The organism is Hongsoonwoonella zoysiae (assembly GCF_013266695.1).
Lineage (GTDB): Bacteria > Pseudomonadota > Alphaproteobacteria > Rhizobiales > Stappiaceae > Hongsoonwoonella > Hongsoonwoonella zoysiae.
Window position 1 is genome coordinate 412354 of the sequence record NZ_JABRXF010000001.1, and the last position, 21123, is coordinate 433476.

Genomic DNA, 21123 nt, shown 5'->3' on the forward strand with positions numbered 1-21123 from the left:
TCGCGGTGACGATCGACGTGGAGACGCTTCCCTATCGTCCTTGCGTGGGCGTCATGCTCGTGAACGCGAAAGGCCTCGTATGGGTGGGAAAGCGCGTTCCGGAACACGACGCGGAGCCGGAGCACGCCTGGCAGATGCCACAAGGCGGTATTGACCCGGGTGAGGATCCCCTGCTTGCGGCCAAACGCGAGCTCTACGAGGAAACGTCGATCCGCTCCATCGAGTTGATCGCCGAAGCCCCCGAATGGTTCACCTATGATTTTCCCCCTCAGGTGCTGGAACGCACCCGCAAGGGGAAATACCGTGGCCAGGCGCAGAAGTGGTATGCCTTCCGCTTCATGGGCGAAGAGGCGGAGATAAATATCCAGTCCCCGCCTGATGGCCATGAGCGGGAATTCTGTGACTGGCGCTGGGAAAAGGCGGACAGGCTTTGCGACCTGGTAATTCCCTTCAAGCGGGACGTCTATAAACGCGTCGTTTCGGCTTTCGCGGATTTGACCGCCTGACGGCATAGCCCTCCCGGACATCGAATACCCGTAAAACTGCATCCGCTTCCTCCCGGAGCAAGTTGGGATCGGGGTAATTTCTGATTTCGAAAGCGGTTCCGCATTCGTGGAAAGCACACTAAATTGCGGGTAGACAAGCAAAAAACATCTGCGCAAACGGGAGGGCGCTCATGGATTTCGGCTCGGCGCTTAGGGGCAGGCGCATCTTGATCACCGGCGCATCGAGCGGGCTTGGCATGCATTTCGCCCGCCTCTCCGCCCGGCAGGGAGCGAAGGTCGCCATTGCCGCAAGACGGCGCGAACGCCTTGAAGATCTGTGCAAAGAACTTCTTGCCCTCGGCGCGGAGCGTGCTCTCGCCAGCACGCTGGACGTTAGCGACGAAACGTCGATCGACGCTTGCATCGCCGACGTCGTCGAGGCGTTCGATGGGCTGGATGTTCTCGTCAACAATGCGGGCACGGCGAGCGGCGGAACCGCGCTGGACCAGACTGCGGAGGATTTCGACCAGGTCGTGAACGTCAACCTGCGCGGCGTCTGGCTGCTTTCCACCGCCGCAGGACGCCACTGGCGCGATACAGCTACGCCCGGCGCGATCGTCAACATCGCCTCGATCCTCGGCGAGCGCGTCGCCAAGGGCGTGGCGCCCTATGCGATCTCCAAGGCCGGTGTCGTCCAGATGACCAAGGTTCTGGCGCTCGAACTTTCACGCCACGATATCCGCGTGAACGCGATCGCGCCCGGCTATTTCGAGACGGAGATCAACGCAGGCTTTTTCGACACCCCGCAGGGCGCGGCGATGATCAAGCGCATTCCCATGCGGCGGACCGGCAAGCCCGAAGAGCTCGACGGTCCGTTCATCCTGCTTGCGAGCGATGCCTCGCGCTACATGACCGGCGCCGTCATCCCCGTCGACGGCGGCCACCTGGTATCTTCTCTCTGACGAAAGCGGAGCTGTTTGCATGGATTTTACGCTCGACCCGCGCCACGACGAGCTTCGCCTGAAGGTTCGCGAATTCGTCGATGAGCACATTATCCCTCTGGAAAGCGATCCGGCGAACTACAACGAATTCGAAAACATCCGCATGAGCCTGCGCGACGAGCTCAGGCAAAAGGCGAAGGCGGTCGGGCTCTGGGCTCCGCAGATTTCAAAGGCGCGCGGCGGGTTGGGCCTGCCGATGGTGGGACAGGCGGTGTTCTACGAAGAGGCGAACCGCTCGATCTTCGGGCCGTCCGCCTTCAATTGCGCGGCACCCGACGACGGCAACATGCGCACCCTTGAGATGGTGGGGACCGAAGCTCAGAAGGATGCCTGGCTACAGCCGATCGTGGACGGAAAGGTGAACTCCAGCTTCGTGATGACCGAGCCCCATCCGGGCGGCGGATCGGACCCCGGCATGATTGCGACACGGGCCGACCGCGACGGCGACAGCTGGCGCATCCGCGGCCACAAGTGGTTCATCTCCGGCGCGGCAGTCGCCAGGCACTTCATCCTCATGGCGCGCACCGACCCCAACCCGGAGGAAAAGCGCAGACACCTGACAGCCTTTCTCTTTCACGCTGACCAGCCGGGATGGCGCATCGTCCGGCGTATCGAGAACATGGGCCCCGACGAACACGGCGGCGTGTGCGAGCTTGAATTCGACGGCTTGACGATCCCGGATGAAAACCGGCTGATGGAAGTGGGCGACGGCCTGAAGCTGACGCAAATCAGGCTTGGCCCCGCCCGCCTCACGCACTGTATGCGCTGGCTCGGCCTTGCCAAGCGCTGCATGGAAATCGCCCAGGAATATGTGTCCAGGCGCGAAGGCTTCGGCATTCGCCTTGCCGACCGGGAATCCGTGCAGCTCAAGCTTGGCGAAGTGGCGCATGACATCCAGATCGGCCGTCTTCTCGTCATGAACGCCGCCTGGAAGCTCGACCAGGGCGACAGGGCGCGCACCGAAGTGTCCTCCGCCAAGATTCACGTGGCCGACACGCTGCAAAAGGCAGTCGACACGGCGCTGCAACTCAACGGCGCGCGCGGATACTCCAAGGATACGATCCTGGAATGGGTCTACCGCTACGCCCGCTGCGCAAGGCTCGTCGACGGGGCGTCGGAAGTGCACAAGATGGTGCTGGCGCGCTCTTACGCAATAGAGGGCAGCGACTACTGGAAATGGGGCTGACAGCGCGGCGAGGCGCGATCAGCCGCTCGCAGCCGCCCATTCCGCCAGAACTTCAGGATCTTCCTCATGCGGTCTTGTAGCTGCCTGAAGTTCCGCGAAGCGAGCGGCCTCCGCCAGTTGCGACAGCGCCCAAACGGCCGCCCCCCGCACGACCGGCGCCGGATCGTCCAGCAAACGCTCGATATCCGGCAGCAGAGAGGTATCCTGCGAATTGCCGGCCGCGATCAGCACGTTACGGATGAACCTGTCGCGCCCGATCCGCTTGATCGGCGAGCCTGAAAACAGCGTCCGGAAGGCCGCATCATCAAGCTTAAGGAGATCGGCGAGCTTCGGTGCCAGAAGATCATCGCGCGCCTTCAGCTTCGCTTCCCGCGCCTCGACGGCGAATTTGTTCCACGGGCACGCCGCAAGACAATCGTCGCAGCCGTAGATGCGATTTCCCATCGCCTTCCGGAATTCGCGAAGGATAGGCCCCTTGTGCTCGATCGTGAGGTAGGAGATGCAACGGCGCGCATCAAGCTGATAGGGCGCGGGGAATGCCTTCGTCGGGCAAGCGTCGAGGCAGGCGCGGCAGGAACCGCAATGGTCGATTTCGGCCTCGTCCGTCGGGAGATCCAGCGTCGTGAAAATCTCGGCCAGGAAGAACCACGAACCCAACTCCCGCGAGACGAGATTGGTGTGTTTGCCCTGCCAGCCGACACCGGCCTGCTCTGCGAGCGGTTTTTCCATGACGGGTGCCGTATCGACGAAGACCTTCACCTCGCCATCCGGAACGCCGGCGGCGCGCGCACGCGCTAGAAGAAACTGCGCCAGTTCCTTGAGCCGGCCCTTGACGATGTCATGATAATCGCGGTGGCGCGCATAGACGGAAATCGTTGCCCGGTCCCTGGCCAAGAGATGGGCGTTCGGCGCGATATCAGGCGTGTAGGACATCGCCAGCACGATCACCGAACGCGCTTCATGCCAGATCGCCTGCGGGTGCTGCCGGCGGGAGAGCGTTTCCTCCATCCAGGCCATCGTGCCGTGATAGCCGTTCGTCACATAGGCGCGAAGGTTTTCTCCATGCCGGGGCGCAAGATCGGCGGGCGCCACCCGGCAAAGATCGAATCGCAGTTCCCGGGCCTTCTTCTGAAGCGCCTTCTTGAGGCGCGCGGCGGCACGCGGGGTCAGAAGTCCAGGTCCTCGTAGGTCGCCGCCGGGGGCATGCCGCGCACCCTCTCGCCCAGAAGCGGACGGAAGCTTGGCCGCGACTTTATCCTGGCGTACCAGGTCTTCACGTTTTGCTCGTCCTCCCATGGCACCTCGCCCAGATAATCGGCGCAGGAAAGCTCCGCCGCAACCGCGAAATCCGCAAATCCAAGCCGGCTGCCGGCAATCCAGTTCCGCGAGGCGGCAAGATAACCGAAATAGCGAATATGATGGCGGATGTTGGCCCTGGCCGCGCGCAGCGCCGTCGAATCGGGCGCACCGCCACCGCTCGATGCCGGCATTTCCTGCTTGTAGACCCGCTCGCGAACGAACGGGCCGACCACCTCCTGGTCCAGCTTGTTCACCGCCCAGTCGACGAGGCGGCGGGTTTCTGCGCGCGCATCCGGATGATCCGGCATAAGGCGGCGGTTACCGACGGCATAACCGCGCGTTTCGTCCAGATACTCCATGATGGCGAAAACGCCGCAGACGGGCGGACCGTCATTTTCCTGCAGCACAGGTACGCTACCGGCCGGATTGAGCAGGAGAAACTCCCGCCGCCGCTCCCAGGGGCGCTCGATGACGAGTTCCGGCTTCGCTCCATATTCGGTCAGGATCAACCGGACGAAACGCGATGCAGGTGAAAACGGATGGTGGAACAACGTCAGCATGAGGGGAATGGTAACCCGTTCGCGCTTATCAAGCGATGTTGGCGACTATTGGCGAAAACACTTTCGCAACGGTTCATGCCGTATCGGCAAGAGGTTGCGCCCCCGTGCGCTCCCGTATAGTCCGTGACGCAACGTTGCACAATACGCCGCGAAAAGAGCAGAAACGATTCGGCGCGAGCGGAGATCGCCCTGTATGGAAACTGATACACTCGCAAGCGCCCTTCTTCTCGGCCTCGTGGAGGGCCTGACGGAATTCATACCGGTTTCATCGACAGGCCACATCCTGCTTCTCGGACATTTCATCGGATTCCACAGCACTGGCAAAACTTTCGAGGTGCTAATCCAGCTCGGCGCCATATTGGCGATCCTGACTGTCTATTCCTCGCGCCTCCTGAAACTCGCGAAAGCCCTGCCGAGCGACCCGATGGCCCAGCGCTTCACCACCGGCATCGTGCTCGCCTTCCTGCCGGCAGCCGTGGTCGGCGTTTTTGCCCACGGCTTCATCAAGAAGGTCCTGTTCGAATCCCCCGCTCTCATCTGCTCAACACTCGTCCTTGGTGGCGTGATCCTTCTTTTCATCGACCGCCTGTCGACCAAGCCAAAGTACACCGACGCGATGAGCTATCCCGTGTGGCTATGCGTTGCGATCGGCTGTTGCCAGACGCTGGCGATGATACCGGGCGTTTCCCGATCGGGCGCCACGATAGCAGGTGCGCTGCTGCTCGGAACGGACAAGCGCTCGGCGGCGGAGTTTTCATTCTTCCTGGCCATGCCGACGATGGCCGGCGCCTTCGCCTTCGACCTCTACAAGAACCGCAATGTTCTTTCCCTCGACGATGCCGCCCTCATATCGGTCGGCTTCATTGCCGCTCTCATTGCCGGCATTTTCGTGGTGCGCGGTCTTCTGGACTTCGTATCCAGGCACGGCTTCGCGCCCTTCGCCTGGTGGCGCATCGTCGTCGGGCTGGCAGGCTTCGCGGGGCTTTATTTCCACGGGTGATCTTCACATCGCGCGCCATACGGACGACCCTGGAAACAGCCGGCACGAAGACCTTATGTTCAAATAATGCCTAGAACGAAAATGCGCCGGACTGGATACGGTCCGGCGCTTTCATCTTTAACTATAACGATACACGCATCAAACGGTGCGGTGCTCGTCGTACTGGCCATGCAGGCGGAAGCGGCCGAGATAGGTCGGCAGGATGGCGGCAAGCGTGTGAGCTTCCACGCCGAGGCCCTTCAACGTCCGCCCTTCCTTGATCGCGCCTTCGGACACGACATTGTCGACCTTGAGCTGTTTTACCTGATCGATCGTCAGGGGCGGTTTCGGCAGAACTTGCAGGATGCGGGCCTGGATCGACGCGACCCCGAAAGGAATGGAAACCAGAAGACGCTTGCGCCTGACGACGGCCAGCAGACCTTCCATGCACTCGCGGAAGCTCTTGATGTCCGGCCCGCCAAGCTCATAGACCGTGCCTTCCTTCGCATCGCCGTCGACGGCGCGCGCCACCGCTTCCGCGACATCCGCCACATAAACCGGCTGAAACTTCGTCTCCCCGCCACCAATCAGCGGCAAAACGGGAGAGATGCGCGCCATATCCGCAAAGCGGTTGAAGAATTCATCCTCGGGGCCAAACACGACCGAGGGCCGGAACACGATCGCTTCCGGAACAGTTTCGAACATTCCCTTTTCGCCCGCGGCCTTCGAGCGCGCATAGCCGGATTCGGCCTCGGGATCCGCGCCGATCGCGGAAATGTGCACAACCCTTTTGATGCCTGCCGCGCGGGCGGCTTCGGCAATCGCACGCGGACCGAAGCTCTGCACCGCATCGAAGGTCTGCGCGCCCGCCTGGTGCAGGATGCCGACGCAGTTGACCACGGCATCCGCCCCTTCAACCGCCCTGTCAACAGACCATCTGTACCGAAGGTTGGCCTGCACGGGCATGATCTGGCCCGGCACGCCGAGCGGCTGGACATGCTCGGCAAGATCGGGCCGGCGCACGGCGACGCGCACGCGATACCCCCGCCGCGCAAGCGAGCGCACGACATATCTGCCGATGAAGCCGGATCCGCCGAAGACCGTTACGAGCTTGCCATTCAAGGCGGTTGCCATGCCTATGCTCCTGCCGCTTTGGGACCGTCCGTATTTCCCCGGCCACACCGGGGATGAACCGGCCGATCACCCTGCCTCTTCCAGCGCGCCGAGGCGCCCGTTCAATCGGGCCATTCGCGACATGGCCCTTCCTTGCAAGGAGCGCCTTGCGCCTGGCCACCTGCTGCGATGCCAGACCAAGGGCACGCAAGCATGGATCGCAGGCCCGCGGGCGCAAGCCGCTTTCTGCTCTCATATCCGCTGGCCGGCCCCATGTGAAGGCACGTTGTGCATGAAATTCATTTTGTCCGAACGCGGTCGTTGACAAGCCCCCGCGTCGTGCTTAGAAGCTCCCCTCACGTGCCCAGGTGGCGGAATTGGTAGACGCGCTAGCTTCAGGTGCTAGTGCTCGCAAGGGCGTGGAGGTTCGAGTCCTCTCCTGGGCACCAATTGCTCTCGTTATCGTTTTTCGCTCGAAAACCGATATTGACGAGAGACCGGTCGACGAGACATCAAAAAAAGCGGCCGAGGCTTGCCCGGCCGCTTTTTTGTTTCCCGCGAATCATGCAGGCAAGCTAAATAAATCGACCTTCACCCGCGCACCGGACTTTTGCTCGCGCATCAGTCGAGATGATGCGAGGTTGATCGACAGAGGCCGCCATGACCATCCGCCTGCATAAAAACGACCTTCCCGATCTCGACGCCTATGCGAATGCCGAGGCCGTCGCCATCGACACGGAAACGCTCGGCCTCAACCCGCATCGCGACCGGCTTTGCGTGGTGCAACTGTCGCCCGGCGACGGGACCGCGGATGTCGTGCAGATCGACCGGGGACAGCGGGAAGCGCCGAACCTTGCGCGCCTTATCCGCGACCCCGGCAAGACCAAGATCTTCCACTTTGCCCGGTTCGACCTTGCGGTGATCCATAAATACCTGGGCGTCATGGCCGAGCCCGTCTTCTGCACCAAGATCGCCTCCAAGCTCGTGCGCACCTATACCGACCGTCACGGCCTCAAGGACCTATGCCGCGAACTGATCGGCGTGGAGATTTCCAAGCAGCAGCAGTCGTCCGATTGGGCAAGCGAGGATCTGAGCGATGCGCAGCTCGCCTATGCCGCTTCGGACGTTTTATACCTTCACGACCTGCGCGAGCGCCTGACGGCCCTTCTCGAGCGCGAAGAAAGAACGGCCTTCGCGCAAGCCGCCTTCACCTTCCTGCCGACCCGCGCGAAACTCGACCTCGCGGGCTTCGAGGAAACCGATATTTTCGCCCATTCCTGAAAAACCCGGGTCGGTGCAATCACGCGGTACTTGGCACCAAGACATTCTCGCCCGCCTCGCCTATATATGTGATGGGAACGGGTGATGGTGCCCCGTTCGACCGATGTCACGAGCAGAAAGTTCTGGAGCGTTTCCGGAGAGGTTGGTGATAGCCGCCTCGTCCGCGAGCGTTTCCGGCGGGAATCGCAGACGCTTCTACGATGGACAAACGCCTCCACGACGCCCACCTGACGGCCGGCCGCTTCGAAGCGGACTGGAGCGGCGTGGAGAGTTCGCGGCGGATAAGCGCGCGGCGTGCCGCGACGCGCCACAGCCGCCTCGTCAGGATCCTGAAAGTGGCGATCCCGGGGGCGGGTGCCCTTCTCTTCGTCGGTGTCGTCGTCACGATCGGAATCACCAACTATCTGTCAGGTCTCGGCTTCGGCAAGATCAGCCTGACCGCGGACGGGCTCGTAATGGACCAGCCGGAGCTTTCCGGCCATGACGGCAAGCGCTCCTATCGCGTGGCCGCGACCAGGGCCATCCAGCGAATTTCCGACCCCCGCATTTTCGACCTCGAAACGATCGTCGCGGAACTGAAGGTCGACCCGGACCAGAGGGTTGCGATCGAGGCCGCGAGCGGCACCTACGACAGCCAGGCGGAGACGCTTCGGCTTTCAGGAGGAATTTCCGTTTCCACCAGCGACGGGCATTCGGCGGAGCTTGAACGGCTTTTCGTGGATCTCGACGAAGGATCGCTGAAGACCGACGATCCCATTTCAATCGCCACCAGCCACGGCACGCTCAAGGCCACGCGAATGCGTTTTGATCAACACGACAGTTCCCTTGTATTCTCCGACGGGATATCGATGACCCTGCAGCCGCCGGCAAAGGAGACCGAACAATGACGCGCACATTCGGCAAACTTGCGCTTGCCCTGGCGGTGACATCCGTCCTGACACTTACGGCAGGGTCCATGGCAAGTGCCCAAACCTTCTCGGACGCCTTTGCCGGCTTCGGCTCCAACGATCGCGAGCCGATCCAGATCGAGGCGAAGGAACTGAAGGTCCAGGACAAGGACCAGAGCGCCGTATTCTCCGGCGACGTGCACGTGACGCAAGGCGACTCGGTGCTGAAAACCCAGCGGCTTGTCGTCTATTACGCCGGCTCGGCAACCGACGGTGTCCAGCAGCGCATTTCGAAGCTTGAAGCCAGCGGAAGGGTCTATATCGCTTCCAGGGACCAGACCGCGACCGGCGAGGAAGCGACATTCGACATGAACCGCCAGGTCATGGTCATGACGGGTGACGAAGTGGTGCTTTCGCAAGGCCCTAATGTGGTTGTCGGCAGCAAGCTGACGGTCAACCTGAAGACCGGGCAGGCGGACCTGGAGGCGCCCAAGAGCGGTCGCGTGAAGGTGCTCATCCAGCCGAACGGCTTCAAGGCGCAGCAAAGCGGCAACTGACACGGCTCGACAGCGCCGCGTTATGCGCCTAAACAACGCATTCGGCAAAGTTTCCTGAACGGCACTGGATATCCGTGAAGCTCTTCTCCCCCCTGTTTCGCAAATCGTCTGACGGCCATGGCAACGCCTATGCCCCGGAGGTCCATGCGGGAACGCATTCCGGGCATGACGCCGTCGGCACGGTGCATGCGGAGGATGGCTTTCTGGTTGTCGACGGCATCGGAAAATCCTATCGGCGCCGTCAGGTCGTGCGCCATGTGAGCCTTTCCGTCGAACGTGGCGAGGCGGTAGGCCTCCTCGGGCCGAACGGCGCGGGCAAGACGACGTGCTTTTACATGATAACCGGCCTGATACAGCCCGACCATGGCACGATCCGGCTTGACGGTTTCGACATTACCCGGCTGCCGATGTATCGCCGGGCGCGTCTCGGTATCGGCTACCTGCCTCAGGAAGCCTCCATCTTCCGCGGCCTGACGGTCGAGGAAAACATTCGCGCCGTGCTTGAGGTCGTCGAGCCCGACAGGAACCAGCGCGAAGCGGACCTCGATGCCCTGCTTGACGAATTCGGCGTCACGCATCTGCGCAAATCGCCGGCGATAGCGCTTTCGGGCGGCGAACGCCGGCGCGTGGAAATCGCCAGGGCACTGGCGAGCAGGCCCTCCTTCATGCTGCTCGACGAGCCTTTCGCCGGTATCGACCCGATCGCCGTCGGCGATATCCAGCAACTCGTCCGCCACCTGACCCAACGCGGGATCGGCGTTCTCATCACCGACCATAACGTGCGCGAAACGCTCGGCCTGATCGACCGCGCCTATATCATCGCCGCCGGAGAAGTGCTGACCGAAGGCAGCCCCTATGAGATCGTCGCCAATCCCGATGTGCGCCGCCTCTACCTCGGAGAGCAATTTACGCTTTGAGCGAATCGTAGATTAAACTACAAAGCAAGAATCGGACCATCGCGGGGGAGGATGTCGGAAAACCGGTCCGGCATCCGGCGAGCGGACCGCAGGAATGCACATGGCACTATCGCCGAAGCTCGAATTCAGGCAATCCCAGTCGCTGGTGATGACGCCGCAGCTGATGCAGGCCATCAAGCTGCTGCAAATGTCCAATATCGATCTCGTCTCCTATGTGGAGAACGAACTGGAGCGCAATCCGCTGCTGGAACGCCCCGATCCGCAGCAGGGCGCGGACGATCCGGCGCCCCAGCCGGATCCGGCCGAGAACGGCGACACTGCGGCCCCGGACGAAGACTGGATGCAGCGGGACCTCGACCCCCGCTCTTCCGAAATCGCCTCGCGGATGGATACAGACCTCGGTAACGTCTTCCAGGACGACAGCGGCGTTCAGCAGGCGCCGGACACGGCTGCGATGAAAGGCGATCCCTGGCAGGCGCCGGGCCCCTCCTCGTCCCACGTTTCCAGCGACGATTACAATCTCGAGTCGTTCGTCGCCTCCGAGGTTTCCCTTTCCCAACATCTGGGCGAGCAGGTCCCGCTTGCCATAACGGAGCCCGCGGATCGCATTATCGCCGGCCACCTGGTCGACAGCCTCGACAGCGACGGGTACTTGCGCATCGATCTGGACGAGGCGGCGCAGCGCCTCGGCGTGGAGCGAAGCCGCATCGATGCGGTGCTGGAGGTACTCCAGACCTTCGAGCCGACGGGCGTGTTCGCAACGTCTCTGCAGGAGTGCCTTGCCCTCCAGCTGAAGGAGAAGAACCGGTTCGACCCGGCAATGGAGGCGCTGATCGACAATCTCGAGCTCCTGGCACGTCACGACTATGCCGCACTCAAGCGCCTGTGCGGCGTGGACGATGAGGATCTCGCCGATATGATCGGCGAACTGAAGCTTCTTGATCCCAAGCCCGGAAGCGGCTTTTCCTCCGCCCCCTTGCAGCCGGTCGTTCCTGACGTTCTTGTCACCCCCGCCTCCGACGGCGGATGGTCCATAGAGCTGAACTCGGAAACCCTGCCCAGACTGCTTGTGAACCAGAACTATTACGCCACGGTTTCGAAGACGGCGAAGTCCGATACCGACAAGGCGTTCCTGACAGATTGCCTGCAAACGGCGAACTGGCTCGTGAAGAGCCTGGACCAGCGCGCACGCACGATCCTCAAGGTGTCGAGCGAAATCGTCCGTCAGCAGGACGCCTTCCTGACGCATGGGGTACGTCACCTGCGTCCGCTGAACCTTCGCGCCATCGCCGAGGCGATCGAAATGCATGAATCGACCGTCAGCCGTGTGACATCGAACAAATATATGTCCACCCCACGCGGGATCTTCGAGCTGAAGTACTTCTTTACCTCCGCCATCGCGGCGACGGCAGGCGGCGACGACCACTCTGCGGAATCAGTACGTTACAGAATAAAACAGATGATCGACGCCGAAAGTGCCGACGCGGTGCTGTCCGATGATGCGATTGTCAAAAATCTGCAACAAGAAGGCATCGACATTGCCCGCCGAACAGTTGCAAAATACAGGGAATCGATGCGCATCGGCTCATCGGTTCAAAGGAGACGGGAAAAGCGCGCTCGCGCCAGGAGCGCATGATGGCTTCCGATCCGATTCTGTAGGTACGGACCATGTCAGTTGCCGCGACTTGTCGAACACTCAACAAACGTGCCGGTGGTGAGCGTGAACGGTTGCTTGCGATTTCGATGACGCCATCAATTGACTTCGCAGGCAAGGCCGCTTATAGCGACCGCCGCAGCCGGACCGCGCCGGAAGTGGGTGTGGCAACCGGCTTTTGCCGTTTGGGCGGCGGCCCCGGTATGCCGAAGGGCGCACGGCATGAAGCGGAACAGCCTGTAAAGGCGATCACACAGGTTCGTTTCAATAACGATAAGAGGTTCCCATGACACTGCGGGTTTCGGGGAAAAACGTCGATGTCGGCGACGCGCTACGCACCCACATCGAAGATCGGGTCCAGGAAGCCATGTCGAAGTATTTCGACGGGGGATACACGGGCCATATCACGATCGGCCGCGAAGGCTCCGGCTTCCGCACGGAGTGCGCGTTGCACCTCGACACCGGCATCGTTCTCCAGGTTTCCGCCGACAGCCAGGACCCGCGCCCCAGTTTCGACGCCGCGGCTGACCGCATCGAAAAGCGCCTGCGCCGCTACAAGCGCAAGCTGAAAGACCACAAGAACGCGGGCAATGGCCGTGATGCGCTTGAGGCGGCGGCATATGTACTCGCTTCCACCGAGGAAGACGAGGAACTGCCAGCGGATTTCACGCCCGTTGTCGTCGCCGAAACGTCGGCCAAAATCAAAACCATGACTGTCGGCATGGCGGTCATGGAACTCGACCTGAGCGAAGCCCCGGTTGTCGTTTTCCGCAATGCGGGAAGCGGCTCGGTCAACGTGGTTTACCGTCGCCCGGACGGAAACTTCGGCTGGATCGATCCTGATCTGGCCAAGAACGGCCGGGCCGAATGAGCCGCGCAGATCCAATTCCAGGCTGCGTGACCGGCCGGGTTTGAACCGAAAGCAGAGATTATCTGATGGATCTTAGCGATCTGATCTCACCGCAAGCCGTGGTCCCTGTTCTCAAGGCAACGAGCAAGAAGCAGGCGATCCAGGAACTGGCGGCGAAAGCCGCTGCGGTGACCGGGCTGCCCCAGCGCGATATATTCGACACGCTCCTTCAGCGTGAAAGGCTGGGCTCCACGGGGGTGGGCAACGGCATCGCCATTCCGCATGGCAAGCTCGTTGCGCTGGACAAGCTCGTCGGCCTGTTTGCCCGGCTCGAAAAGCCGATCGATTTCGATGCTCTCGACGACCAGCCGGTGGATCTTATCTTCCTGCTTCTCGCTCCCGAAGGGGCGGGCGCCGATCACCTCAAGGCGCTTGCGCGGATCGCGCGCCTCCTGCGCGATTCCGGAACCGCACAGAAACTGCGGGCGACATCCGACGCGGAAGCGCTTTATACGATCCTGATGCAACCCGCGGCCTCTTCAAACGCGGCCTGACAGGGTCAACGCTAGTCAACTCAAACAATGAAAAAGGGGAAGGCCCGGGCCTTCCCCTTTTTTCCGATCATAAACGACATGTTCGCCTGGCGGTTCAGTGCAGGCTTACCGTTTCCAGCTCCTGCTCCACCGCATTCGCAACCGCCGCCTCGCGGCTGTCGGCGAGCAGGATCGGCGTGCCGTCGGCATGAAGCAGAACCCAAAGTTTCAGCCCGGCTTCGAGCTTCGGTGTCTCGGGAAAAAGCGAATTCACGTCTTCCGACGTCATCGGTTTCACATAGGCGATATGTCCTGCGCCAAGGCTCTGCAGAGCCTCGCTCGGAATTCTCGCGGTTTTGAACTCTTCACGGGTCATTGGCTGCTCCAATACATGCGACCGGTATGCCTTGACAGGAAACCGCTTCTCAGTCGCGCGCCGTAATTTCGATCCGCCGCACGATCCGCTCCGGTTCGGGCCGGAAGAGATCTATCGACAGCAGTCCATCCTTCAGTTCCGCTCCCAGTATCTCGATGCCTTCGGCAAGAACAAAGGTACGCTGGAACTGACGCGCCGCGATACCCCGATGGAGGAATTGCCGCGACTTGTCCTCTTCTTCCTGCCGGCCACGGATGACGAGCTGGTTTTCCTCAACCGAGACGTCAAGCTGTTCTCGTGTGAAGCCGGCGACGGCAAGCGTGATGCGAATGACATCGCCATGGCCGTCGGTACGAGGCATTCTTTCGATATTATAAGGAGGATAACCGTCGTTGGTCGCCTTGCTGACCCTGTCCAGAACCCGCTCGATATCGTCAAAACCGAGCAGAAGGGGACTGGAAAACGCCGATACACGCGTCATTTCTTTTGCCCTTTTCAAGCGGCCGCCGCCCAAACGGCTATTGTCCGCCCCGCGATAGGCAACGGACCCAACTGAATTGCGGACCCTTTTCAGGCATCCGGCATGGGGGGAACCGACCCCCGGTTGACAATAGATATGGCGGCTTGTGCCAATGGTTTCAAGATGAAGGCAAGCCATGTTGAAAATGCGGGGGAGGCGTTATCGGCTCTGCGAAATTCGCGCTTTATGGCAAGGGCGGGAACCCCGATAATGCGCGAACCTTGCGTAAAACGCCCGCCGGGCGGATATGTGCGGGGTATTTCACTTGATCGGAAAATCGGCCATGCGCCAATATTTCGTGGCAGCAACCGCTGCACTGCTAGCCGTTTCGGCAACAACCGCATATGCGGACGTTCTGTCTTCCCGTATCCTTTCCTATAATCAGGCGAAGCATCAGTTACACCTGACAGACCGCACGATCGTGGAAGTCGACTTGAAGAATTTCAACTTGACCGTTCCCGCGAAGCCGGGCGACCGCGTCGAGATTTCCTACGACGGAAGCGAGAACGGCATCGACCGTATCCGCGACGTCAAAATCGTGCAGTGAACGTAAAACGCCGCGAAGCCATTATGCTCCGCGGCGTTCGAACATCCCGGTTACGCCGCTGGGGCCGGGCGCGTCCGATGTTATCCGTTCAGGCGCTGGCCATTCGCCGCATCGAAGATATGAAGCCGGTCGCGCGGCGCTTTGAGGGACAGCGATACACCCGCTGCGTATTCCGCCTTCGCCGGCACCCGAACGACGACATCGTCCGCAACACCGCTCATGCGCCCATGGACATAGCTTTCCGCGCCCACCGGCTCGACGGCGATGACCTTCATGGAGAGCGAGAGCGCATCGTCGCTGGACCCTCCCTCGAAATCCACCTTCAGATCCTCGGGTCTCACGCCCAAAAGCGCCTTTTCCGCTCCGAAACCATCCGGCGCGTCGAGCCCTTCGCCGCTTTCCAGGTGCAGACGCCCTTCCTTTGACTTGACCGGAATAATGTTCATGGCCGGAGAACCGATGAAGCCGGCAACGAAGGTGGAAGCCGGCTTTTCGTAGACCTCCAGCGGCGTTCCGATCTGCTCGATACGGCCGTGGTTCAAGACGACAAGCCGGTGGGCGAGCGTCATCGCCTCAAGCTGGTCGTGCGTGACGTATACGCTCGTCGTCCCCAGCGCCTCCTGCAGGCGCTTGATCTCGATACGCATCTGGACGCGTAGCTTCGCGTCAAGGTTGGACAGCGGTTCGTCGAAGAGGAAGGCCGCTGGCTTTCGCACGATCGCACGCCCCATTGCGACACGCTGCCGCTGGCCGCCGGAAAGCTGGCGCGGCTTGCGGTCGAGGAAATCACCGATCTCGAGGATGCGCGCCGCCTCCTTGACCCGCGCATCGATTTCGCTTTTCGCCGTTCCACGATTTCTGAGGCCATAGGCAAGATTGTCGTAGACCGACATATGCGGGTAGAGCGCATAGTTTTGAAAAACCATCGCTATATCGCGGTCCGCCGGTTCCACCCGGTTGACCACGCGCTCGCCGATGCGGATTTCGCCGTCGGATATCTCCTCAAGTCCTGCGACCATTCTGAGCAACGTGGACTTGCCACAGCCGGACGGGCCAACGAGAACGATGAACTCTCCGTCCGCGATATCGATCGAAACGCCCTTCACGGCTTCTACGCCGCCGGCATAGACCTTTCGGACTTTGTCGAGGGTAATGATCGCCATTCACTTCCTCACTTGTCGCTCTCAACGAGCCCTTTGATGAACCAGCTTTGAAAGATGACAACAACGATCACCGGCGGCAGCATTGCGAGCACCGCAAGCGCCATCGCTTCGTTGTAGTCGGGTATCTGCGCCCCGATCCAGACCTGGAGAATCTGCTTTATGCCGCGAACGAGCGTAAAGAAGGTCTCATCCGACGTGATCAACGTCGGCCAGAGGTACTGGTTCCAGCCATAGACGAACATGATGATGAAGATCGCAGCGATCATCGTCTTGGAAAGCGGGACAAGGATGTCGATGAAGAATTTCCACGCCCCCGCGCCGTCGATGCGGGCGGCTTCGAGCAGTTCCTCGGGCACCGACTTGAAGAACTGGCGGAAAAAGAAAGTTCCGGTCGCCGAGGCGATGAGCGGAACGATCAGGCCAGTATATGTATTCACGAGGCCGAGGGATTGCACGATCTCATAGGACGGAAGGATCCGGACCTCCAGCGGAAGAAGGAGCGTCGAAAAGATCACCCAGAAGCAGAAAGAAGCCGCGGGAAACCGGAAATACACGATCGCATAGGCCGCCAGCATCGAGATCACGATCTTGCCGATCGAAAATCCGAGACCCAGTATGAGCGAATTTTTCAGCATCACGAAGCCATCGACCTGCTTCGTGAAGCCTCCCGCTTCCGTCAGAACGGTGCGGTAGGTCGACAGGAAGTTATCGCCCAGGGTGAACTGCAGTCCCGACCGATAGATCGTCACCGCGTCATGCGTCGATGTGATGAATGCCAGAACCACGGGCGTTACCATGAACAGCACGCCAACGAGAAGGATGATGTGGTCCAGAAGCCGCAAACGAGTCATGACCGCTCCTCAGGTATAATGCACGCGCCGCTCGATGAGGCGGAACTGGACGATGGTGAGAACGAACACGACGAGCATCAGGATAACCGATTGCGCGGAAGATCCCCCCAGATCGTTGCCACGGAAGCCGTCCTGATAAACCTTGTAGACAAGCGTTATCGGGTCGTTGCCGGGCTGGGTCTTGAGCATGACATCGATGATGCCGAACGTGTCAAAAAACGCGTAGGTGATGTTGATTATCAGCAGGAAGAAGCCGGTCGGCGCAAGCAGCGGGAATGTGACGGTCCAGAAACGCCTGATTCCGGAGCGGCAATCGATGGCGGCGGCTTCCTGGACGGACTTGGATATTCCCTGCAGCCCGGACAGGAAGAATATGAAGTTCACCGGGATCTGCTTCCAGACGGCGACCATGGTCATGGCCATGCCGGTGTCGAAATAGTTCACACCGATCTGCATCTTCCATCCGACCAGCGCGGCCATATCGACAATCGGGCCGACATGCTGGTCGAAAAGCAGAATTCCGATCAGCCCCGCCACCGGCGGGGCAACCGCGTAAACCCACATGAGCAATGTCTTGTAGGCGGATGACCCATGCAGCACCTTGTCGGCCTTGACCGCCAGGAGCAACGCTAGTCCGAGTGAGAAAAACGTCACGAAAAACGTGAACACCACGGTGAAACGGGTGACACGCAGATAGTCGCTCGAAGACACGGTGTCGATGAAATTGTCGAAACCGACGAATGTCGATCCGAAACCGAATGGGTCTTCGAGAAAGAACGACGCACGCACCGCTTCTGCGGCTGGCCATAGGAAGAACACCGCGACGATCGATAGTTGCGGCAGAAGAAGCAGATACGGAATCCACCGGTTCTGGAATTGTACTTTCTTCATTGGTGCCCCGCAGTCTCCCGGGCCAGCGCTTCGCCCGAAGACTTGAAAGAACCGGGGGCGCCACCGCGCCCCCGGCAGACTGATTCAGACTACTTACTGCTGAGCGGTCTTTGCAAAACGCTCGAGCAGCTTGTTGCCTTCTCCCTCGATGGTGGCGAAAGCCTCGTCCACACTCGCCTCACCGGCAAAGATCTTGCCGTATTCGCGGTTCATGACGTCGCGGATCTGGACGTAGAAGCCCATCCGATAGCCCTTCGTCCAATCGCCGCCGGGAAGGGACAGCTGCTTGATGCCGACTTCGGCGGCAGGCGTGCGCTCGTAATGGCCGTCCTTCTTTGCCAGCTCATAAGCGGCATTCGTGATCGGAACATAGCCCGTTTCACGGTGCCAGAAGTACTGGACCTCCGGAGACGTCAGGTACTCGAAGAAGGACGCGACGCACTTGTTTTCCTCGGCAGGCTTGCCGGACATCGCGAACAGGGCCGCACCGCCGATGAACGTGCCCGTACCCGCACCCTCGACCGCGTCCCAATAAGGCAGGAACGTTGCGGAGAAGGGGAACTGGACCGTCTGGGAAATACCGCCGAACGACCCCGACGAGCCGAGCCAGAATGCGACCTTGCCGTCGTTGAAGGGCGTCTGGTTGTCGCCCCAGCCAGCGCCGTAATAGGCGTAATAGCCATTGTCGAGCCAGTCCTTCACGGCCTTGAAGTGGTTCTTGATCGGATCGCCGAAAACCAGCTTGGTGCCCTCGACGCCATCATAACCGTTGTTGTTGGTGGCGAACTGGAGGTTGTGGCGCGACTTGAAGTTCTCGGTGAAAATCCACGGCGTGTGCGACTGCGTCAGAGGGATGTAACCGGCCTCTTTCAGCTTCGGCGCAATCTCCTCGAACTCCTCCCAGGTTTTCGGAGCCTGAACGCCGGCCTTCTCCAGAGCCTCCTCATTGACGTACATGATCGGCGAAGAGGAGTTGAACGGCATGCCGATCATCTTGCCATTGCTGTCGGCATAGAAATAGCGAACGCCGGAAATGTAGTCCTCGATATTGAAATCGACGCCTGCTTCCTTGAGCAGATCCTCGACCGGAACGGTCGCGCCCTTCGCGCCAATGATCGTCGCCGCACCCGCGTCGAAGACCTGGATGATGTTCGGTTGCTCGCCGGCACGGAACGAAGCGATGCCGGCCGTCAGCGTGTCTTCGTAGCCGCCCTTGTAGACCGGGGTCAGCTGGCAAGCGTCCTGCGCCTTGTTGTAGTTGGTGGAAATTTCGTTCACGACCTCGCCGAGGCGGCCACCCATCGCGTGCCACCAGGAAATATCCGTCGCCGAGAACGCGCTTGTCGATGTCGAAGCCAATGCCGCCGCCGCGACAAGGCTCGCAATGCTGGTGCGATAATTCATGCTGTCCTCCACACTTGTTTGCTTTTCATAGCCCACTCGATCAATCGGCCTTTGCCGCATCCTCCATCGACCGGCTTAGCCTGACGACTGATCCTGAATAGCACCAAATCGTTTTCGGATGAAAGATTAATGGCGTTCAAATGAACATTAGGTGACAGCTGCAGGTTTGAAGGCGGGCGCGGCCAGCAGCGCGTGGAGGCTACACCAGGCGAATTGCCGGGCAAGCGCACGTAAGACGGGCCGGCGCGGCGCTCCGTGCTCCTGCGAGGCGCCCGAAATTTTTCCACGCTTGCATATATATATCGAAATTTAAGTATTGAATACTATTATTGCGACTGTAAATAATTGAAAGGAAATATGATGTCGTTATATGATGAAATAGGTGGGAAGATTGCAGTTGACGCAGCGGTAAATATTTTATATACGCGCCTTCTGAATGATAAAAAGACGTCACATTTCTTTGCTGGGATGGAAGTTGCCAAGCAAAGAATGAAGATGCGCCTATTTCTTACTTACGCCCTTGGAGGCGCAGCAGAATATAACGGCAAGGATTTGCGCAGCTCCCACGCACACCTGAACCTCACCGACAAGGATTTCGACAATGTCGGCGGGCACATCAAGGCGACGCTGGAAGAGCTCTCAGTTCCAGGACATCTCGTCGACAAGATTCTCACGGTCGTCGAAACGACACGTGATGATGTCCTGAATAGGGCCGCGTCGGCAGCCTGACGCGCGGCTCTTTGCGGCCAGCAGCAACCCGATTCCACGGCGATGTCCGATCGCGAGAGCGGATGCAGGCGAGCCTTCCGAACGCCATTGGGGAATGCGAATGAACTCCGCGACCTTGCACACCCCGGAATCGACGGACCATTCCGCCCTCAGCGGCCCGGTCTACGTCGCCTTGATCAATCTGACAGGGCGCCAGCGCATGCTGTCGCAGCGTGTCGGACTTTATCTGCTGAACTTTCATATCCACAGGCAGGGCGAGCGGACCATCGGCGACGAAGAAATCAAGGCGTTCAGAAGCGCGGTAGCGGATTTTCGCTCAGCGCACGCAACCCTCGTCAAAGGAGATCGTGAGCGCGGCATCCCCCCTCTCTTTTGCGAAGGGGTTAAGGAGATCCTTTTCGGCAAGGCGCAAGGTGGGCAGGATATCGAACGCTTCATCGCGATATGCGAGCGATATGAAGCCGATCTTACCGGAGGGCGGGACTACGATGTCCCAGGCTTCCTCGATTCCATCGCCTTCATCAAAGACGACCTGCTGCTTTTGCTGCAGGCGATCGTCAAGGCGCTGGAAGACGACTACATAGCGTTCAACAAGGAAATCGACCTGCTGCGCGAAAAGGAGACCCGCTCCGTCCTGGAGGCACTCGAGAAAATCCGGAAATCGGCACATATGTCGCGCCTCGTCGCGTTCAACGCCAAGATTTCCTCGATCCGCGCCGGCGAATACGGCCGGGAGTTCGGCGCCCTGACCGATGAGTTGAAACGGATATCGGACGAAATCGGCGAATCATCGAAGCTGATCGTCCGCAATCTCTCCAACCGGGCATCGTGACGATGCGCTTCGACACGGATGTCCTTTTCAAGGGTATCAAGGGCCTCGTGGCCACAGCGCTTTTTTTTGGTATTGCCCATGTTCTGTCGCCGCTCGTGCCGCAAGATTTCGTTCTCGGCTCATATGGCGCCCTGGCCGTGATTCTGATTGCCCTGCAGGACGAACCGGTCGCGAGCTTCGGCACGGTCCTTTCAGCGCATCTGCTGGCGGCAACCACGGGCTCGCCGGTCGAAACGCTCGGCGTTTCGTTCATCGCGCTTTGCGGATTGGCGGGACCGCTTGCCTTCATCGCGATCTGTCACACCTGCGAACAGACTTCACACCAACTAAGGAATTATTATTTTCGGAAAACTACTATAAATTGTATTTCCTTCAATAAAATTTTCAAGGTTTTCTTCCGCATATAGTTATAAGCTTAATTTCGAAAAAATTCCGTAACGTCATTTATTGCCTCGTGTTTCTACGTATAATTTCATTTATTTCTATAGCTTAAATATTTTTTTCCAAG

General features: G+C 60.0%; 25 protein-coding genes and 1 tRNA gene. 17 read left to right on the plus strand and 9 right to left on the minus strand.

All coding sequences use genetic code 11. The features are described from left to right. The first annotated feature begins 5 nt into the window (after window positions 1-5). The 3 genes from HPQ64_RS01870 to HPQ64_RS01880 all read left to right on the plus strand — a co-directional run bounded on the left by HPQ64_RS01870 (window position 6) and on the right by HPQ64_RS01880 (window position 2672). Complete coding sequence (locus tag HPQ64_RS01870) at window positions 6-506, plus strand: RNA pyrophosphohydrolase (protein WP_343035890.1); 501 nt, start codon at window positions 6-8, stop codon at window positions 504-506. A 170-nt stretch (window positions 507-676) separates the two neighbouring features. Then, window positions 677-1447, plus strand: a complete 771-nt coding sequence (locus HPQ64_RS01875; protein WP_172886694.1) for an SDR family NAD(P)-dependent oxidoreductase — start codon at window positions 677-679, stop codon at window positions 1445-1447. A gap of 19 nt (window positions 1448-1466) precedes the next feature. Further along, on the plus strand, window positions 1467-2672 hold the full coding sequence (locus HPQ64_RS01880) for an acyl-CoA dehydrogenase family protein (RefSeq protein ID WP_172886695.1): 1206 nt from the start codon (window positions 1467-1469) through the stop codon (window positions 2670-2672). A gap of 18 nt (window positions 2673-2690) precedes the next feature. Here HPQ64_RS01880 and queG read toward each other — a convergent pair whose 3' ends face one another. Together queG and HPQ64_RS01890 are read right to left on the minus strand one after the other, a co-directional pair. Continuing rightward, a complete protein-coding gene (gene queG / locus HPQ64_RS01885) occupies window positions 2691-3842 on the minus strand; it encodes a tRNA epoxyqueuosine(34) reductase QueG (protein ID WP_210260174.1) in 1152 nt (383 codons plus the stop codon). After that, on the minus strand, window positions 3839-4531 hold the full coding sequence (locus HPQ64_RS01890) for a glutathione S-transferase family protein (RefSeq protein ID WP_210260053.1): 693 nt from the start codon (window positions 4529-4531) through the stop codon (window positions 3839-3841). Before HPQ64_RS01890 ends, queG begins: the two co-directional genes overlap by 4 nt. Before the next feature lie 193 nt (window positions 4532-4724). Between HPQ64_RS01890 and HPQ64_RS01895 the strand changes: the two genes are divergently transcribed. Then, window positions 4725-5531 (plus strand): undecaprenyl-diphosphate phosphatase, encoded by an 807-nt coding sequence (locus HPQ64_RS01895; protein WP_172886697.1) that lies wholly within the window; start codon window positions 4725-4727, stop codon window positions 5529-5531. A 138-nt stretch (window positions 5532-5669) separates the two neighbouring features. On the opposite strand, the gene HPQ64_RS01900 is transcribed toward HPQ64_RS01895, so the two are convergent. Next, window positions 5670-6644: a complex I NDUFA9 subunit family protein gene (locus HPQ64_RS01900; protein WP_172886698.1), complete on the minus strand. Its 975-nt coding sequence runs from the start codon at window positions 6642-6644 to the stop codon at window positions 5670-5672. Window positions 6645-6985: 341 nt separating this feature from the next. Between HPQ64_RS01900 and HPQ64_RS01905 the strand changes: the two genes are divergently transcribed. From HPQ64_RS01905 to ptsN, 9 genes are all read left to right on the plus strand, one after another. Then, window positions 6986-7072 (plus strand) — tRNA-Leu (locus HPQ64_RS01905). 211 nt (window positions 7073-7283) lie between these two features. Next, window positions 7284-7904, plus strand: a complete 621-nt coding sequence (locus HPQ64_RS01910) for a ribonuclease D (RefSeq protein ID WP_172886699.1) — start codon at window positions 7284-7286, stop codon at window positions 7902-7904. Between the two features lie 200 nt (window positions 7905-8104). Next, window positions 8105-8791, plus strand: coding sequence for an LPS export ABC transporter periplasmic protein LptC (lptC, locus tag HPQ64_RS01915; protein ID WP_172886700.1), 687 nt, complete (start codon window positions 8105-8107; stop codon window positions 8789-8791). Continuing rightward, window positions 8788-9348 carry an LptA/OstA family protein gene (locus HPQ64_RS01920; RefSeq protein WP_210260054.1) on the plus strand — a complete coding sequence of 187 codons (561 nt, stop codon included), beginning with the start codon at window positions 8788-8790 and terminating at the stop codon, window positions 9346-9348. Before lptC ends, HPQ64_RS01920 begins: the two co-directional genes overlap by 4 nt. Before the next feature lie 74 nt (window positions 9349-9422). Further along, window positions 9423-10265 (plus strand): LPS export ABC transporter ATP-binding protein, encoded by an 843-nt coding sequence (lptB, locus tag HPQ64_RS01925; RefSeq protein ID WP_425483788.1) that lies wholly within the window; start codon window positions 9423-9425, stop codon window positions 10263-10265. Between the two features lie 100 nt (window positions 10266-10365). Further along, window positions 10366-11901 (plus strand): RNA polymerase factor sigma-54, encoded by a 1536-nt coding sequence (rpoN, locus tag HPQ64_RS01930; protein ID WP_172886701.1) that lies wholly within the window; start codon window positions 10366-10368, stop codon window positions 11899-11901. Between the two features lie 32 nt (window positions 11902-11933). Next, window positions 11934-12209, plus strand: a complete 276-nt coding sequence (locus HPQ64_RS01935; RefSeq protein ID WP_172886702.1) for a hypothetical protein — start codon at window positions 11934-11936, stop codon at window positions 12207-12209. After that, on the plus strand, window positions 12206-12790 hold the full coding sequence (gene hpf / locus HPQ64_RS01940) for a ribosome hibernation-promoting factor, HPF/YfiA family (protein WP_172886703.1): 585 nt from the start codon (window positions 12206-12208) through the stop codon (window positions 12788-12790). Before HPQ64_RS01935 ends, hpf begins: the two co-directional genes overlap by 4 nt. Before the next feature lie 65 nt (window positions 12791-12855). Beyond that, on the plus strand, window positions 12856-13323 hold the full coding sequence (gene ptsN, locus HPQ64_RS01945) for a PTS IIA-like nitrogen regulatory protein PtsN (RefSeq protein ID WP_172886704.1): 468 nt from the start codon (window positions 12856-12858) through the stop codon (window positions 13321-13323). Window positions 13324-13417: 94 nt separating this feature from the next. On the opposite strand, the gene HPQ64_RS01950 is transcribed toward ptsN, so the two are convergent. Both HPQ64_RS01950 and HPQ64_RS01955 read right to left on the minus strand, forming a co-directional pair. Further along, the gene (locus HPQ64_RS01950) at window positions 13418-13678 is read right to left on the minus strand and encodes a BQ00720 family protein (RefSeq protein ID WP_172886705.1); all 261 of its coding nucleotides are present in this window, start codon (window positions 13676-13678) and stop codon (window positions 13418-13420) included. A gap of 49 nt (window positions 13679-13727) precedes the next feature. Continuing rightward, window positions 13728-14159, minus strand: coding sequence for an Hsp20 family protein (locus HPQ64_RS01955; protein ID WP_160776965.1), 432 nt, complete (start codon window positions 14157-14159; stop codon window positions 13728-13730). Between the two features lie 322 nt (window positions 14160-14481). Here HPQ64_RS01955 and HPQ64_RS01960 point away from each other — a divergent pair, with 322 nt between their 5' ends. Continuing rightward, a complete protein-coding gene (locus HPQ64_RS01960) occupies window positions 14482-14745 on the plus strand; it encodes a hypothetical protein (protein ID WP_172886706.1) in 264 nt (87 codons plus the stop codon). A gap of 80 nt (window positions 14746-14825) precedes the next feature. On the opposite strand, the gene HPQ64_RS01965 is transcribed toward HPQ64_RS01960, so the two are convergent. From HPQ64_RS01965 to HPQ64_RS01980, 4 genes are all read right to left on the minus strand, one after another. Beyond that, on the minus strand, window positions 14826-15908 hold the full coding sequence (locus HPQ64_RS01965) for a sn-glycerol-3-phosphate import ATP-binding protein UgpC (RefSeq protein WP_172886707.1): 1083 nt from the start codon (window positions 15906-15908) through the stop codon (window positions 14826-14828). 8 nt (window positions 15909-15916) lie between these two features. Next, window positions 15917-16759, minus strand: coding sequence for a sn-glycerol-3-phosphate ABC transporter permease UgpE (ugpE, locus tag HPQ64_RS01970; protein ID WP_172886708.1), 843 nt, complete (start codon window positions 16757-16759; stop codon window positions 15917-15919). Window positions 16760-16768: 9 nt separating this feature from the next. Further along, entirely contained in the window at window positions 16769-17650 is an 882-nt protein-coding gene (locus HPQ64_RS01975) for an ABC transporter permease subunit (protein WP_172886709.1), read from the minus strand. Between the two features lie 93 nt (window positions 17651-17743). Then, the gene (locus tag HPQ64_RS01980) at window positions 17744-19054 is read right to left on the minus strand and encodes an extracellular solute-binding protein (protein ID WP_172886710.1); all 1311 of its coding nucleotides are present in this window, start codon (window positions 19052-19054) and stop codon (window positions 17744-17746) included. Between the two features lie 360 nt (window positions 19055-19414). On the opposite strand from HPQ64_RS01980, the gene HPQ64_RS01985 reads away from it, so the two are divergent. The 3 genes from HPQ64_RS01985 to HPQ64_RS01995 all read left to right on the plus strand — a co-directional run bounded on the left by HPQ64_RS01985 (window position 19415) and on the right by HPQ64_RS01995 (window position 21022). Further along, the gene (locus tag HPQ64_RS01985; RefSeq protein ID WP_210260055.1) at window positions 19415-19783 is read left to right on the plus strand and encodes a group I truncated hemoglobin; all 369 of its coding nucleotides are present in this window, start codon (window positions 19415-19417) and stop codon (window positions 19781-19783) included. A 100-nt stretch (window positions 19784-19883) separates the two neighbouring features. Next, on the plus strand, window positions 19884-20615 hold the full coding sequence (locus HPQ64_RS01990) for a type IV pili methyl-accepting chemotaxis transducer N-terminal domain-containing protein (RefSeq protein ID WP_172886712.1): 732 nt from the start codon (window positions 19884-19886) through the stop codon (window positions 20613-20615). A 2-nt stretch (window positions 20616-20617) separates the two neighbouring features. Further along, entirely contained in the window at window positions 20618-21022 is a 405-nt protein-coding gene (locus HPQ64_RS01995; RefSeq protein ID WP_172886713.1) for a hypothetical protein, read from the plus strand. The last annotated feature ends 101 nt before the right edge of the window (window positions 21023-21123 follow it).